The following is a 15,904-nucleotide window of genomic DNA, read 5'->3' as shown; positions in this document are numbered from 1 at the left end:
AGAGAATGGAGGTATTTTCTGGTGAATTTTAATTTATATGAGAACTTAAAGATGGCTATAGAAAGTATAAAAGCTAATAAGTTACGATCCTTTCTTACAATGTTAGGAATAATAATAGGAATAAGCTCCGTTATAACAATTATTTCTCTAGGAGACGGGGCTAGAGACAGCATAACAGTGGAATTTGAAAAGATAGGAGCATCTATAGTAAATATTAAAGTGGATAGCTCTAAGGCGGATAGAAGTGATTACATAGAATTAAAGGATGTAAAAGTATTAAAGGATAGAATAGATTCTATAAAATATGTAACTCCAGTAGTACAAAAGAGGGGAAATGCTGCTTCGGATAAAAAGAGTAGATTCTCTATCATTACAGGTGGCAGTCCTGATTTGGCGTATATTCAAAATGTAGAGGTTTTGTATGGAAGGTTTTTTAATGAAAGAGAGTATGCTCAAGGGGAACCGGTGGTAGTTATAGATAAAATGTCTGCAAGGGCATTGTTTGGATATGAAGATGTAGTGGGGCAAAGCATAAAGATAGGAGAGAAGACTTCTATGAAAAAAGTTAAAATAGTAGGTGTAATAAAAGGGTTTGAAAGTCCATTTGTAGGTGAAGAACAAGAAGAAGAAATGACATTATTTATGTATACCCCAATAACTTTTATTCAAACTATGTATTCTAATGATTTTTATATAGATAGTTTATTTATAATGGCAAATTCAAAGGAGACAAGTGAATACGCTGGAAACGCTGCGATGAACATATTATATAGTAGACATGGCAATAGAAGTAAAAATGTATATAGTGCAGAAAATGTATTAAAACAACTAGAGCAGGTAAATAAAGTTTTAGGTATATTTACAGCATTTATAGGAGCTGTAGCAGCTATATCTTTGTTAGTTGGTGGTATAGGAGTTATGAATATAATGCTTGTTTCAGTTACGGAAAGAACAAGGGAAATTGGTATAAGAAAAGCAATAGGAGCCACAACGAATGCAATATTAATGCAGTTCTTAACAGAATCTGTGATAATATCCCTTATGGGTGGAATAATAGGAATGTTAGTAGGAATTACTGGAGCACAATTAATAGGAATGGTAGCTAAGATTTCTCCTAACATATCCTTAAAAGTAATAATGGGAACAATATTGTTTTCCTCTGCCGTTGGAATTTTCTTTGGCATATATCCTGCTAAAAAGGCTGCCAAATTAAATCCTATAGATGCACTTAGATATGAATAAGATACATGAAAAGAAACAAGTCAAAGTGTTGGTATATTTTATGTCAGACAAGGAAGCAGGTTCCGCTTTTGGTAGGACTATCAGCAGGTTCTGATGACTAAGTATGACGCAAAATAGACTAGCATACTGACTTGTTATTTATTTGAATGTGCCTAAATACACACTAAATATATACTGGAAAATTTAGTGCCTATAGTGTTATAATTTTAAATATACGGAAGGTGTACAAATCGACATTTTTCGTGAGGTGCCTGACACCAATTAAAAGGAGGCGTAAGTCATGAGTACGTGTGATACATGTCCAAGTAAGGGAAATTGTAATACTAAGAATAAATGTGAAGAAACTAAGTTGTTACCTAAGTACGGTAAAATAAAGAATGTTATAGGGGTTATAAGCGGAAAAGGTGGTGTTGGTAAATCTACAGTAACAGGAATACTTGCTACAAAGCTTGCTAAAAAAGGTTATAAAGTAGGAGTATTAGATGCAGATATTACTGGTCCATCTATGCCAAGATTTTTTGGAATAAATAATAAGAGAGCAGCTATGTATCCTGCAGGTGATGGAAATGAGGTTAAGTTTGAGCCTGTTACCACAAAGTTAGGTATAAAGGTTATTTCTTTAAACTTATTAACAGAACAAGAAGATGAACCTGTTATATGGCGAGGACCTGTAATTACTGGTGTGCTAAATCAAATGTATGCGGATACTATGTGGGATGAATTAGACTATCTACTAATTGACATGCCGCCAGGCACAGGTGATGTGGCTTTAACTGTAATGCAGACTATGCCTGTAACTGGAATGGTAATAGTATCTACTCCACAAAATATGGTATCTATGATAGTTAAAAAAGTTGTAACTATGGCCGAAAAACTTAACATAAACCTTTTAGGAGTAGTTGAAAATATGGCTTATGTAGTTTGCGGAAGTTGTGGAGAAAAGATGAGGATATTTAGCAAGAAATCAGGAGAAGAACACGCAAATTATTTAAATATACCACTACTTGCAGAAATGCCTGTGGATTTAGAGTTAGTAGAAAATATGGAAAATGGAAATGCAGAGGAATATATAAGTAATCATAAATGTTATGATGAATTAATAGAAAATATGCTGAAGCAATATAATAAGTAGTAGGAATAGGTAATAAGTAATAAGTAATAAGTAATAGATAATAAGTGAAAAATAATAAAGCAATAAATAAAAAATAGTAGATGTATAAAAGAGTTGCGAAAAATGCGGCTCTTTTTTATTTGTAAAAAAAATATTGAAAAAATTTTCTTACAATATTCACAATGGTAGAAAAAGAGGTTTATAATAAATAAGGGAAATTTAATGATGAAAATAGTAAATAAATGTAGTATAAGGGGGAATAAAATGAAAAAACTATTTGAAAAAGATATAGTTGAAGAATCCATAATGATTGGAAGTACTATAAAATGGATTTTGTTATCCATATTTGTAGGATTAACAGTGGGATTTGCTATTGGTATTTTTGTAAAATTTGTGGAAGCAGGGGAAGTTATTGTACAAAATGGTATTAAATATTACTATATACTATTGCCTATTATATTTTTTATATGCAGTTTAATAGTTTTGAAATTAGCACCAGATGCAGAAGGTCATGGTACTGAAAAAGCTATAGAGTCCATACATAAGCGAGCTGGAAAAATGGACGTAAAAGCTATGCCAGTAAAACTATTTACTACATTTCTAACTATAATATTTGGAGGATCTGTAGGTGAGGAAGGACCAGCCACTCAAATAGGTGCAGGTATAGCATCGTTTTTCTCTAAATTTTTAAATATGAATGATATAGATAGAAAAAGATTTGTTATATGTGGAATTAGTGCAGGATTTGTGGGGGTGTTTGGATCACCTGTAGGCGCTGCGGTTTTTGCTGCAGAGGTTTTGTATATAGGCAGATTTTCTTATTTATCTCTTTTGCCAGCTTTAATTTCATCTTATGTAAGTTATTTCGTGGGAAGATTTTTAGGGACTAAACCTCTTTTAATATATTTAGTTGACTTTAAAAGATCTAATCCAGCCATGATGTTTATAAAAATGGTTGCCTTTGGAATATTTATTGGTATATTAGCCAATATATTTATAATTATAGTGAATTTAATAGAAGAAGCATTTAAAAAAATAAACATATATAAGCCTATAAAAGGTATTATAGGAGGATTAATATTAATAGCTATTGTTCTTATGAGTGGAAGTACAGATTGTATTGGCATGGGTGAAGGAATAATAAATAAAGCAGTAACAGGAGGTAGCGTTGGGAGATTTGCATTTATAGGTAAGATGCTTACATCTTCTGTAACCTTGGCATCAGGAGGAAATGGCGGAATACTAACTCCTATGGCATATATAGGAGCTACAGCAGGTAGTACTTGGGCTTCTTTAATACATGGACATGCTTCTTTTTATGCTGCTATGGGAATGGTATGTTTTTTAGCAACCTGTTCCAATACCCCTTTAGCAGGTATAATAATGAGTATGGAATTATTTGGAGCTGAAGTTGGTACTTACTCTGCTATAGTGTGTGTTATAAGCTATTTAATAGTAGGGCATAAGAGCATTTATCCAACACAAGTGTTAAAGATATCTAAAACGCCATCTATTTGCATGAAAGAGGATTGTGAAGTTGGAACCGGTGGAAGATTTAAAATAAATAAATCTCGTAAGAATATTTTAGGTAAAGTTATTGAAACAGGAAAATTAGAATTTACCGATTCAGGATATGAATAAAAACCAGTGGCTATATTTTAGTATAAGTAATTGTACTAAAATATAGCCACTGGTTTATTTTAAAATTATATAAAAAAATCTATTACCTTATTTGAAGTTGAAGAAGATGATAGGGAACTGTTCATAGCGATGTCTACAGTGTCACCTATCTTTGAGTTTTTAGGTAATCTGGTAACAGAAATATCCATAGTAGTTCCATCTTGAAAATTTATAAAGGCATCAGTTTTATTCATATCTATTATTTTACCTATCATAAAATATCACCTTTCCGAAATATATTTAATGATATTTTATGTAGTTTATATTTTTTTATTCCTCAAATAGCATTACACCTAATAAACCAGGTCCAGTATGCACGCCAGCGGCAGGGCTTATATGCCCTGTATTTAATGAGATTATATTAGAAAACTTAGAAATAACATCCATTAATTTTCTACATTCCTCTTCTGCACCTCCATGCATTACATACACTTTACATTTGCACTTTTCTAGTATTTCTTGAACCATTGATAGTAATTTAGTTATAGCTTGTTTTTTACCTCTAGCTTTTGTAACTGTGTAATACGTACCTTCATCGTCTATGGAGATTATTGGTTTTATATTAAGAAGTTGGCCGATTGTTCCAGCAACCTTACCTATTCGTCCACCTTTTTTTAAATATTCAAGGGTATCTAATAAAAAATATAAATGTACTTTGTTTTTTATACTAGGTAAAAGATCCACTATTCTTTGGAAAGGTTCACCATTGCTTATAAGTTTAGCACATTGTTCTACCATTATTCCTTCACCAACACTTATAGACTTTGAATCGAATACATGAGTTTTTATTTTTGGATGATCATAACTTATTAATTTTATAGCATTAAAAGTACCAGATAAATTAGAGGATACTGGTATTGCTATAGCATGAGTATAACCTTCCTTTTCTAGCTCAATATAAAGCTCATTTATCTCATCCATTGAAGGTAAGGAGGTAGTTGGAATTTCTTCTGGCATTCTATCATAAACATCCTTAGGAGTTATATTTATTCTATCTAAATATTCTTTATCTTTATATATTATTTTTAATGGTAAGACCTTTATATTGTATTTATCAACAAATTTCTCATTTATATCAGAAATGCTATCTGTTATTAAAGCTATTTTATTCAAAACATATTCCTCCTAATCTGCTAATGCTTTAATTATAAAATTAATTTACATTATTAGCAATACCTTATTGGAATAAATGAACAAGGTACACATAGTAGTAAAAAATAAAAGTATAATTTTAATTAAATGTAAATCATTTTTTAAAGCTATCTAATTAAAATTATACCATGTATAGTTAAAAATCATTTTAAATTTATAGAGGTATTAGTACTAACAATATGCCACCAGGTTTTCCCTGGATATAAAGGAATAGGATTTTCATTTTCATCTAGTATAGCTGTCACAGAATTTTTATCTTTTTTTACCCATTTGATTTTTTTAAATTTACCATTAGAAATTAAGTAACCTTTTCCCTGACCTGTAAGTCTTATATTTAAGTGTAGGGCATCATTTTGTAGTGAAATATCCGTAAATTGAATAACTATATTGCTACAGTATAGAGGTTCTTTTGTAATTGCATCCACAGATACATTGTTATCCATGTATTTAATATATTTATTATTTTTAAAATAGTAACTAGTAGTATAATATTTGTTTAAATTTATATTAACCTCTTTTGTAGATGGAAGGTTAGAATCTTCCCAGTATTTTTTATCGAAATTAAGTTTAATAGGAGAATTTGATTTATAGTCCACATTTTTTATATAGGTTTTTATTTTATTACTATCAGTATATAAATTATGAGGAGGTTTTCGAGTTTTGTCTCTAAAAAAGTATGATGAGTTTGAAATTTCATTAATGCTTTTTTCTTTATTTTTCAAAATTCTATTTAAAGCTTCTGCACTTCCACCGCAGTGTGCAAAGGGAAGGTTATATTCATTAGCTATATCAATAAAATAATTTCTAGCACTTCTTACAGGACCAATTTTTTTACAATCATTTTTTTGAAATAAAGCTATGAATCTAGGAATACCACCTTCTGCTACAGTTTCATATATTATGTCTGATGAATTTAAACCATATTGAGGTCTAGAATCCTTAGAATTTTCTATTATAACCATAAATGGAGTATTGGCAAAGGAGTTTTTACTTACCTCTTCACCTGTAAATTTGGAAATATATTTTTCTTCTTTTTCAATAGGTATTTCATTTTTTGTAATTGTATTATTTGAAGTAGGTGAATCAATTTTCTTTTTACCAAAATTAAATGGAAAATTACAACCTGTAAAAAAACATATGCACACAATTATACATAATAAAGTTTTTTTATTAAACATAATATCCTCCTTTATATAGTAAATATAGAAATATTTTATCACAAAAATTAATTATAGCAACTATTAAAAATATATGTTTAAAATAATATGGTACCCCTTAAAAATCAGTAAGTAACATGCTATTATATATTTTCAATCGTTAAATAAGTACAAGAAACAGTATAAAAATTAGCTATGGAGTTCTAAATTAACTTTATATATTTTTTACGTTAATTTTAAAATTGATATAAATTCAGAAGTGAAGTATAATAGCACAGTACAATATATAGTGGTCGGAGGGGTTGAATAATGCTACATGTTGTTAAGAGAGATGGAAGAACTGTTGACTTTGATGCGTCTAAGATAGCTGGGGCTATAAGAGGAGCGGCAGATGAAATAGGTTCTAAGCTTAAAGAAAGTGAAATAATAGAGATTACACAAAAGTGTATAGAAAGGGTAGAACAGTTAAAAAATCAAAAGATAAGTGTGGAGGAAATTCAGGATTTAGTAGAAGATACTTTAATAGTACAAGGATATAAAGATATAGGAACAGCATATTTTAGTTACAGAAGAGAAAGAACAAAGGTTAGAGATATAAAGTCTGATTTGATGAGGGCTATAGAACAAATAGGGGTAGAAACTGATAGAGATAACGCCAACGTAGGTAATAATTTCTCATCTAAGCTTTTAAGAATAGCTTCAGAATCTAACAAATGGCACAATCTAGCAATGATGCCTAAGAAATTAGCCAAAGCTCATGAAAATGGAGATTTATACTATCATGATTTGGATAGTTATAATCTAACTACTAATTGCCTTAATATAGAAACAGGTAAAGTATTAAAGAGAGGATTTAACACAGGATACGGTACTATAAATCCACCTAGAAGAATAGAAACTGCAGCAGAACTTTCTTGTATACTTCTTCAAAGCACTCAAAATGATATGTTTGGTGGGCAAGCTCATGTAAATTTCGATAATGATATGGCCGATTTTATACCTAGTACAAGATCAGAAGTTATAGAAGAAGTATTAGATGTGCTTAGAGATGTACCAGAGTATGAGAATGTAAAAGAAGAAAATATAGATACAAATCCTCTTTTAAAGGAATTAGTGGATAAAAAGCTAGAAAAAAGAGTTCATCAAGCAATGCAAGGGATAGTTTACAATTTAAATACAATGCACTCTAGAGCAGGTTCACAAGTTCCATTTTCATCTATAAATATTGGAATTCCTAAAAATGATGATGCAGCACTTATATGTAAAGTTTTTCTAGAAGAATATGAAAAAGGACTAGGAAAAGGAGAACAACCTATATTTCCTAATATAATCTTTAGAGTAAAAGAAGGAGTAAATAGAGAAGAAAATGACCCATATTATTATTTATATAAGTTAGCTTGCAGAGTTGCAGCTAAGAGAATGAATCCTATGTTTATGAATATAGATGCTGACTTTAATAAATCCTATTATGATAGAGGGATTATGCCAGCAACTATGGGGTGTAGAACTTATGTATGTTCTAACATAAATGGAGAAGAAGGCCCTCAAGGGAGAGGAAATATAGCACCAGTAACAATGAACTTACCTAGAATTGCAATATTATCTAAAGGGGATTTAAATAAGTTTTTTGATATTTTAAGTTCAAGATTAGAGATGGCAAGAGAAGCTTTATTACACAGATATGGTGTGCTTAAAAGCTTAAAGGTTAAAGATCTTCCTTTTGTAGCAGGACAGCATTTAATGAAAGGATCAGAAGGATTAGGTGACAATGACTTTATTGAACCAATTTTGAGACAAGGAACTTGGGGAATAGGATTTATAGGTCTTACTGAAACATTAACTTCTTTATTGGGAAAACATCACGGAGAAAGTAAGGAAGCTCAAGAATTAGGTATAAAAATTATAAGTACAATAAGGGAATTTTGCGATAAGTATAAAGAAATAGACAGGTTAAATTATTCTTGTTATGCAACTCCAGCAGAAGGATTATCAGGTAAGTTTATACTTCAAGATAAGGCTGTATTTGGAGAAATACCTGGAGTTACAGATAAGGATTATTATACTAATAGTTACCATGTACCTGTATATTTCCCTATATCTATAAAAGAAAAGATAGATATAGAGGCACCTTATCATAAAATATGCAATGGTGGACATATAACCTACATAGAGCTAGATGATTATCCACAACCAGAAGATGTTAAGAGTATAATAGATTATGCGTATAAGAACACTAATATAAGTTATATGGGCATAAATTTCCATATTAAATATTGCAGAGATTGTGGTACTTATTTAAATAATGGAGAGCATAAATGCACTAAATGCGGAAGTTTAAATATACAAGGTATATCAAGGGTTACAGGATACTTAAGTCTTGATGAAAGATTTGGCAGCGGTAAAATAGCTGAGAGAGCTGATAGAACTTCTCATACAGAAAATCATAGAGCATTTTATAACGTATAGTGTATAAAACTCAAGGAGATTTTTCTAATTAGAGATAAATCTCCTTTGACTATATGAAAAGGATTGATAATATGGATATTAGAGTGGCAGGTTTTTTAGATAATTCATTAGTTAATGGTGAAGGTATAAGAAGTGTTTTATTTGTATCTGGCTGTAATCATAAGTGTGTTGGATGTCATAATGAATCTATGCAGGATTTTAATTATGGAGAAGATGTAAGCAAAGAAGAGATATTAAGCCGTATAAAGAATAATGTGCCTATAATAAAAGGTGTTACCTTTTCAGGAGGAGAACCTTTTGAAAAGGCTAAGAAATTAACAGAATTAGCAAGAGACGTTAAAAACCTAGGGTTAAATATATGGTGTTATACAGGATATACTTTTGAGGAAATACTTGCAGGTAAGGATGAAGATAAAATAAATTTATTAAAATCAATTGATGTATTAATAGATGGAAAATTTGATATGAACCTTACAGAAAAGGCTCCTAAATATGCAGGATCTAGGAATCAAAGGATTATAGATGTTAAATCTAGCATAATGCAGGAGAAAGTAATAACTAAGCAAAATGTAAAATAATATATGTAATGAAATTGTAATTTGGTAAAAAACCACATAATGTTAATTATTTAATTATAAGCATAGATATTGTTGAATATTGAACAATATCTATGCTTTTTTAGATAATTAGATGAAAAAAAGGATCTGTAGAATATTCTTTGTGCTTGTAATATTACTTCTTTTATATCAAGTATTTATTAGAAAACCAGCTTCAAATAAAGCATAGGTGAAGTAGGATATCTTGGAGTTTGGGATTCTATATTTATGGGATAAATATTAAAATGTTAATATATTAAGAATTAAGGGCATTTTATACCTTAATTCTTTTTAAATATATTATAAACTTAACTTTCACAGTTATAAATTATAATTTAAAATTAAAAGCTAAATTTATATTTTATTTATTCACCTAAGGTAATAAGAATAGAATTAGACCAGATAGGAACTTTCGTATGGGAAAATTGTGATTGAATTAAAAACATAAATGATATATCTAAACAAATGAAAAGTCATTTTGGACAAAAAATAGAACCCGTTTTAGAGAGACTTATTACATATGTCAGAACTTTAAAAAATAGTAATTTTATAGAAATACAATAATAAATTTATGTATCACTGCATAATATTAAATTAACAATTATAAAATATGAGGGGGAGCTTCTATGAGGTATTTTATATATTTTATTTGTATTGTATTAATAACAATGATTATGGTGTACATAGGAACCATAAAAGAAAGGGATCTAGCAGCAGGACTTACCAATAAGCTTTGTACAAAGTGTTCAGAAAAAGTTCTTAAATATTTAAATAAAAATGAATATGCTAGTTTAAATGATGTACAAAATTTAATAAGAGGAGTATCTACTTCTGTATTTTGGAGCAACTAATAGTTGTATAAAATATAAACATATGTAGACAATCATAGTTAAATGTATATATTTTATTAAAAAGCTCCCTACATTCGTAAAGAGTGTAGAGTGATGTTAAAAAAGCATCCAAAACTCCTTTAATTGCTGGAAGTCCCTAAAGCTACATTAACCACAACGTAAGAATGAAATAAGTCTAAGCGTGAAGGTGACGAAAGTAGAAAAAATAATGTAGATAGTGCAAGGTTAAATCCTAAACACGGTGACAATGGGTAATCAGCAACCAAGTTCCGAAAAGGAAAAGGCTCAACGACTAGAGAGTAATCTCGTACCTTCAAGTGAGGGGAAATGGGGAGGATCCTAAATAATTAGGATTGTGATATAGTCTGTGCTTATATGAAAGTATAAGAAGTTCATAAAAGAACTGCATAAGAGTAACGACCTTATGTGAACACTCTAAAAATATTACAAATGTGCATTAGATAATTTATTAAAACAACCGTATTTTAAAATTTTATAATATAACGAATAAAAGATTTCAAAGGGGGTATACTTATAGTATAAAGGAATATTTAATCACAAATGTATGTACCCTATGAAAATAGAGCATATATTTTATCAGAAATGAGGGTTAAATAATTCTTTGATTGTAAAATTTTAAAATACGGTTGTAGGAGATTTATTTAATGCAAATTACTTTGTATTAAATAAATGTACTGGTATATCCAAGACTTTAAGCCACCATAAGGTGTGATAAGTGCGAATTATCTAATATGAGTACATTTGTACATTTTTTTAGAACCAGCAGAAAGAGAGTTCAAGTACAAAACCCATCACAGTTTTCTAGAATAGTAACGGACAAGTTATACAAGGAAGGAAAGATTTCCATACAAATGAGAAAGAATGAACAAGTTTTTACCCTAAAACAAAATCCACAGAAAGCATATATTGAGACATAATACATTGAAGAAAATCTGATTTTAATTCTGTAATAAATGTGTAATTTGGGACTGTTCACAATACGCCAAGAACTTCTAAATGTCTCACAGTTAAAGCCCCTAAAGCTTTCAAACTCGCTTCTTACATTGCTCAAACAATGAAAGCTTCTTAACGGGTCTTTAACTGTGAGACATAAGAAGTTCTAAGGCTAGTTCAATAGTCCCCAATTACACATTTATTACTACATTAAAATCAGATTTTTAGTTTAATATGTTTATGGTTGGAGAGAGAAGCCTACTAAAGGATGATTTTCCTCCGCTGCGCTACTGAAAATCTTTAATTTATAAATGATAAAGCGCTCATAATATTTTTTTAGGCGGAGCCTTTCGTTTAGTCCTTAGTCATCAAATGTTTTTTAGTACTAGGTTCTAGTTTCTAGATGTTAGACTTTGTTATTATAATACATATTTATGTTTCTTAACCTATATGCCGATCATTCATTATAAATCAACAGGCTCACGCCAAAAAAACTTTTAAGTGTTAAACTTCTGACTGATAAATAATTGCTTGTCAAAATAAAGCACTAAATAAGGCCTAATATATTTTGCCGTGGCATTGATTTATATAAATCCTAATCATGCCTACGTATTTAGGCTGGCTGCCGCCAATAAAAGATTTTCCATAGCGCAGCGGAGAAAAATCATCCTTTAGTTAGCCGTATTCCCCACCCCAGATAGCCTATGCATGAACCGAAAAATCACACTTTAAGGAAGTGAAAAAAATTGTAATTTGGGACTATGGAACTAGCTTTAGAACTTCTTATGTTTGCAGATTTCAATTCCCGTTAAGAAACCTTCCTGTTTGAGGGACGCAAGGAGCGAGTTAAGGTTTTAGGGGATTGAAATCTGCAAACATTTAGAAGTTCTTAGCGTATTGTGATTAGTCCCAAATTACAATTTTTTCACGGACTTAAAGTGTGATTTTTCTTATTGCATTTACATCACAATATTCTTATTTTAGGTATTTTTATAAATATAATTGAATATATTTGAGTATAAGCAAAAATAAAAGGGAGGATTTGTATGAGTAAAAGGGGTTTGCCTGACGGGGCTTATGGCTTAAAGGAAGGGCAAGAATATATTCCTTATGTACCAAGCGATAAGGTGATGCCTGAATTCACTGTTTTTTCTATCATATTAGGTATCATTCTTTCAATTATATTTGGTGCAGCAAATGCTTATTTAGGACTTAAAGTTGGTATGACTGTATCTGCATCAATTCCTGCAGCAGTTATATCTATGGCTATCGTAAGGGGAATTTTAAAAAGAAAGTCAATATTAGAGAACAATATGGTTCAGACGGTAGCTTCTGCTGGAGAATCTTTAGCGGCAGGGGCAATATTCACACTTCCAGCCTTATTCTTGTGGGGAGAAAGTCCAAAGGCATTGGAAATGGGATTAATAACTTTAATTGGTGGTGTACTTGGAATATTATTCATGATTCCTATAAGAAGATATTTAATAGTTCAAGAACACGGAAAACTTCCATATCCAGAGGGAACAGCTTGTGCTGAGGTATTAGTTGCTGGAGAAGAGGGAGGAGCTAGTGCAAAGGTAGTGTTTGCTGGTGGATTAGTAGGACTTGTATATAAATTTATAGGTGATGGTGTAAAATTATTCCCAACAAGCATTAGTTATGGTTTTAAGGGTAGCTTAAAAGGAGCAGGCATAGGCATGGATGTATATCCAGCATTACTTGGTGTAGGATTTATAATTGGACCTAGAATTTCAGCTTATATGCTTGCAGGAGCTATTTTAGGATGGTTCTGTTTTATGCCACTTATAGCTTTAATAGGTGGTTCCAATGTAATAGCACCAGCTACGGTAGCTATTGCAAAAATGGATTACTGGGCAATATGGAAAAACTATATTAAATATATAGGCGCTGGTGCAGTGGCAGCAGGTGGAATAATAAGTCTTATAAAGTCACTTCCAGCTATAATTTCTTCATTTAAACAAGCAATGCAGGGTTATAAAAACAAATCAACTGCAGCTAACTTTAGAACTGAAAAGGATATGAGTCCAAAATCTATTATAATTACTATAATAGTACTTATAATACTTATGGTGCTTCTTCCACAAATTAAAGTAAGGTGGCTTGGAGCTATTCTTGTAGTTATATTTGGTTTCTTCTTTGTAACCGTATCTTCAAGAATGGTAGGACTTGTAGGAAGTTCATCAAACCCTGTTTCAGGTATGACTATTGCAGCCACTTTATTTACAGCATTATTGATGAAGGCAGCTGGTTGGAGTGGTAAGGAAGGCATGATAGCAGCACTATGTGTTGGAGCTATTATATGTACAGCTTCTGCAGTAGCTGGAGATATCTCTCAGGATTTAAAGACAGGTTATTTAGTTGGAGCTACTCCAAAGAAACAACAAATAGGTGAAATTATAGGTGTAATAGCTGCAGCAGCAGTTATAGGATTTATAATAATAGCTTTAAATAAAGCATACACATTTGGATCTGAAAAATTGGGAGCACCTCAAGCTACACTTATGAAAATGATTATAGAAGGAATAATGGCAGGAAACTTACCATGGAATTTAGTTCTTATAGGTGTGTTCACAGCTATAACGGTAGAATTATTTGGATTGCCATCATTGCCAGTAGCTATAGGATTGTATCTTCCAATAGGCCTTTCTACACCAATAATGGTCGGTGGAGCTATAAAAGGTATATTAGACAAGAAGGTTAAAGATGAATCAGTATTAAAGGAAAAGACAGAAACTGGAATATTGTATTCATCAGGGCTTATAGCTGGAGAAGGATTGATGGGAGTTATAATAGCTGGAATAGTTGCATTTAATGAAAATTTTGGTCCAGAAGAACCTATATGTGCTCAATGGGTTTCTATAATATTCTTTATAATAGTAATGCTTACACTTTTATATGAAGTATTTTGGAAGAAAAGAAAAGTAGCAGTAAATAAATAGAATGTTTTAAGAAGTTGTATAAATAGGAGGATGGGGAACGAGAATAGAATCTTTAGTACCCAACTCTAAATTTATAATATTTAAGAAATTATTGATATCATTTAAGAAATTATTATTTATGGGCGTAGCTTAAGTACATTTTATTTTCATAGAAGAAGGAGCATTATGCTAGTAGTCATGGGGTAAACAAAATAATGGACAAGGAGGGTATGAGGGGTGAAGAGAAAAGTAGAAAAAAAGAATGCAGTTCTAATGACTCCATATAAAAACCCTGAAATACAGTGGGAAAGAAAAGAAAATTTAATAACATTAGTTATTAATAGAAATAAAGCTTTTGATAAAGTTATGCAGAAAATATTTAAATCACCTAAGTCAGTAAATATTGAATTGGATGAATTAGGATCTTTTGTTTGGGAAAAATGTGATGGAGTGAGTAATATTAAAGATATATGTGAATCGCTAGAGAAAAGATTTGGTAAAGAAGCAGACCCAGCTATGGAAAGGCTACTTACGTACATAAAAATACTTATTAATAATAATCTAATAAAAATGACGTAGGTAGTATTGAATTTAAAATTTAAAATTATGGGGCTGTGGCACTAAGAATAAATCCTACGATATATTGTGTTAAATTTAAACTTGCAAAACAATATATTGCATGTGAATTCCTTGATGCCACAGCTTCTTTAAACTTTAAGGACATGAAAATAAATAACAAGCCAAAGATGCTAGTATATTTTGTGTCAGACAAGGAAGCAGGTTCCGCCGATAATAAGACTATCAGGGTGTTCTGCTGACGTAGTATGACACAAAATAGTAGCATACTGACTTATTATTTATTTGAATGTGCCTAAGTATATTAAATAACATGGTGAAAATTATTGACCGCTATATAGACCTTTAGAGTTCATATAATTAAATATATCTTCTCCATGCTTTTGTTCTTCCTTTTGAATGTGGTTCAATACTTCTCTGGCATGTGAATCTTTGAATTCAAAAATTGTAGTGTCATAAGTGTTGGATACATATTTTTCTGTCATTAGCAAGTCTTCACATAATTTACCGTCAGCAACATTATCCATGCCTGCAGCTGCAGTTGAATTATTTGAAGGAGTACTGTTATTTTGCATAGAACTATTAGTGGAATTCTGTGTACCTCCAGTACTTTGTTGATTTAGGTTAGGTACTTGACCATTTAGCATTTGATTTATTGTGTTTAAGTGCTCTTGTTCTTGAGAAGCATGATTTAAAAACATTTGCTTTAAATTTGAATCGGTGGCCCTATTAGCGTAATTTGTATATTTTTCAATACACAATTGTTCATGAGATTTTTGGTCTTGTAAAAGCATTGTTTCTTTTTGAGATAAATTCATGAGAATTCTCCTTTCCACAAATGTATATTTTTGATTACCCCACAATAAGCATTACATTACCTGAATTATGAAGTTTCATAATTCCATCGCATTGTACCTTTTTGTGGGTTAATCATATTTTCATATATTCATTAATATTTTGTGTAAAAAACATTTTTTTATACCAGCTCTCATTTCAATATTTACAGTGGACTAAAAGGTAATTTGAATTAATACCAAATATGTATTATAATGAGAAATAAAAAGTTGAATAAGTAAAATATACAAGGTAGGGGTGATTAGTGTGGGGAATAGGGTTCATAAAGGAAATTCGTTTATAATGTGTTTAGTAATTCTAAATATATCCTTTTCGATTTTAGCTG

The 15,904-nt window shown here is 30.7% G+C and carries 13 protein-coding genes; 9 read left to right on the top strand and 4 right to left on the bottom strand.

Features of this window, described 5'->3' with window-relative positions:
• Positions 1-51: 51 nt before the first annotated feature.
• The 3 genes from CC89_RS17305 (at position 52) to CC89_RS17295 (ending at position 3,994) form a co-directional block, all read left to right on the top strand.
• Complete coding sequence (locus CC89_RS17305) at positions 52-1,242, top strand: ABC transporter permease (protein ID WP_035294697.1); 1,191 nt, start codon at positions 52-54, stop codon at positions 1,240-1,242.
• Between the two features lie 280 nt (positions 1,243-1,522).
• The gene (locus CC89_RS17300) at positions 1,523-2,374 is read left to right on the top strand and encodes an Mrp/NBP35 family ATP-binding protein (RefSeq protein ID WP_035294299.1); all 852 of its coding nucleotides are present in this window, start codon (positions 1,523-1,525) and stop codon (positions 2,372-2,374) included.
• Between the two features lie 243 nt (positions 2,375-2,617).
• Positions 2,618-3,994 (top strand): chloride channel protein, encoded by a 1,377-nt coding sequence (locus CC89_RS17295; RefSeq protein WP_051931949.1) that lies wholly within the window; start codon positions 2,618-2,620, stop codon positions 3,992-3,994.
• Positions 3,995-4,059: 65 nt separating this feature from the next.
• On the opposite strand, the gene CC89_RS17290 is transcribed toward CC89_RS17295, so the two are convergent.
• From CC89_RS17290 to CC89_RS17280, 3 genes are all read right to left on the bottom strand, one after another.
• On the bottom strand, positions 4,060-4,248 hold the full coding sequence (locus CC89_RS17290) for a hypothetical protein (protein ID WP_035294296.1): 189 nt from the start codon (positions 4,246-4,248) through the stop codon (positions 4,060-4,062).
• A gap of 55 nt (positions 4,249-4,303) precedes the next feature.
• The gene (locus tag CC89_RS17285; RefSeq protein WP_035294294.1) at positions 4,304-5,146 is read right to left on the bottom strand and encodes a DegV family protein; all 843 of its coding nucleotides are present in this window, start codon (positions 5,144-5,146) and stop codon (positions 4,304-4,306) included.
• A gap of 182 nt (positions 5,147-5,328) precedes the next feature.
• Entirely contained in the window at positions 5,329-6,363 is a 1,035-nt protein-coding gene (locus tag CC89_RS17280) for a DUF3048 domain-containing protein (RefSeq protein ID WP_051931948.1), read from the bottom strand.
• A 288-nt stretch (positions 6,364-6,651) separates the two neighbouring features.
• On the opposite strand from CC89_RS17280, the gene CC89_RS17275 reads away from it, so the two are divergent.
• The 6 genes from CC89_RS17275 to CC89_RS17255 all read left to right on the top strand — a co-directional run bounded on the left by CC89_RS17275 (position 6,652) and on the right by CC89_RS17255 (position 14,727).
• Complete coding sequence (locus tag CC89_RS17275; protein WP_035294292.1) at positions 6,652-8,808, top strand: anaerobic ribonucleoside triphosphate reductase; 2,157 nt, start codon at positions 6,652-6,654, stop codon at positions 8,806-8,808.
• A gap of 71 nt (positions 8,809-8,879) precedes the next feature.
• Positions 8,880-9,386, top strand: a complete 507-nt coding sequence (gene nrdG / locus CC89_RS17270; RefSeq protein WP_035294691.1) for an anaerobic ribonucleoside-triphosphate reductase activating protein — start codon at positions 8,880-8,882, stop codon at positions 9,384-9,386.
• 644 nt (positions 9,387-10,030) lie between these two features.
• Positions 10,031-10,255 (top strand): hypothetical protein, encoded by a 225-nt coding sequence (locus CC89_RS17265; RefSeq protein WP_035294289.1) that lies wholly within the window; start codon positions 10,031-10,033, stop codon positions 10,253-10,255.
• Between the two features lie 752 nt (positions 10,256-11,007).
• Positions 11,008-11,193 (top strand): hypothetical protein, encoded by a 186-nt coding sequence (locus CC89_RS20710; RefSeq protein WP_185750798.1) that lies wholly within the window; start codon positions 11,008-11,010, stop codon positions 11,191-11,193.
• A 1,062-nt stretch (positions 11,194-12,255) separates the two neighbouring features.
• Complete coding sequence (locus CC89_RS17260; RefSeq protein ID WP_051931947.1) at positions 12,256-14,169, top strand: OPT family oligopeptide transporter; 1,914 nt, start codon at positions 12,256-12,258, stop codon at positions 14,167-14,169.
• Positions 14,170-14,385: 216 nt separating this feature from the next.
• The gene (locus tag CC89_RS17255) at positions 14,386-14,727 is read left to right on the top strand and encodes a PqqD family protein (RefSeq protein WP_051931945.1); all 342 of its coding nucleotides are present in this window, start codon (positions 14,386-14,388) and stop codon (positions 14,725-14,727) included.
• Positions 14,728-15,047: 320 nt separating this feature from the next.
• On the opposite strand, the gene CC89_RS17245 is transcribed toward CC89_RS17255, so the two are convergent.
• Positions 15,048-15,542 (bottom strand): spore coat protein, encoded by a 495-nt coding sequence (locus CC89_RS17245; protein ID WP_035294286.1) that lies wholly within the window; start codon positions 15,540-15,542, stop codon positions 15,048-15,050.
• Between the last annotated feature and the right edge of the window lie 362 nt (positions 15,543-15,904).

This window comes from Clostridium sp. KNHs214, assembly GCF_000744935.1.
Lineage (GTDB): Bacteria > Bacillota > Clostridia > Clostridiales > Clostridiaceae > Haloimpatiens.
This window is presented reverse-complemented; position numbering and strand designations above follow the sequence as displayed.